We start from the raw sequence: 864 nt of genomic DNA, 5'->3' as shown, positions 1-864 counted from the left end.
CAGCATTGGGTAATTTTCCAAGCCCATCTCTGCGGCGAAGTCAGACGCAAACCACGCCCGAGCGATCGGATTGTTTCGATACCAGTTGATCCGGGAGGCCGCCGATGCGGCGCATTCGGCCAAGGAGCGCGGAAAGATGGTGCGTGAGTTGGCTTCGCGCGAGCACACCGATCCCTTCGGGCGGCGGGTGCGCATCAGCCGCCAAAGCATCGACCGCTGGATACGGGCCTGGCGTGGCGGCGGGTTCGACGCATTGGTGCCCAACCCGCGTCAATGCACCCCGCGTACCCCGGCCGAAGTGCTTGAGTTGGCGGTGGCGCTGCGGCGGGAAAATCCGGATCGCACCGCCGCGGCGATCCAACGGATCCTGCGGACCCAGCTGGGCTGGGCGCCCGACGAGCGCACCCTGCAACGCAACTTCCACCGGCTCGGCCTCATCAGCGCGGCGGCCGGGGGGTCGGCACCGGTGTTCGGCCGCTTCGAGGCCGAGCATCCCAACGACTTGTGGACCGGGGATGCATTGCACGGCATACGCATTCAAACCCGCAAGACCTATTTGTTTGCGTTTTTAGATGATCATTCCCGACTGCTGCCCGGCTATCGGTGGGGTCACGCCGAGGACACGGTGCGGTTGGCCGCCGCGCTGCGACCGGCACTGTCTTCTCGTGGTGTCCCCAAGGCGATCTATGTGGATCGGGGCTCGGCCTTCGTCGATGCATGGTTGTTGCGGGCCTGCGCGAAACTCGGTGTTCGCCTGGTTCATTCCGCACCATATCGACCCGAAGGACGGGGAAAAATCGAGCGCCTGTTTAGCCTGAATCCGTGGAAGGTCGGTCGTTGTTGATCGGCGTGTGAACAGCGAAA

The 864-nt window shown here is 64.0% G+C and carries 1 pseudogene; it reads left to right on the top strand.

The features are described 5' to 3' along the window. Positions 1–25: 25 nt before the first annotated feature. Positions 26–805 (top strand): annotated as a pseudogene (locus F6Q13_RS18100) (DDE-type integrase/transposase/recombinase); the annotation flags it as partial. Positions 806–864 lie beyond the last annotated feature (59 nt).

Source organism: Mycobacterium sp., assembly GCF_008709575.1.
Classification (GTDB): domain Bacteria; phylum Actinomycetota; class Actinomycetes; order Mycobacteriales; family Mycobacteriaceae; genus Mycobacterium.
The sequence above is the reverse complement of the archived record's forward strand: the minus strand, read 5'-3'. Positions and strand labels throughout refer to the sequence as shown.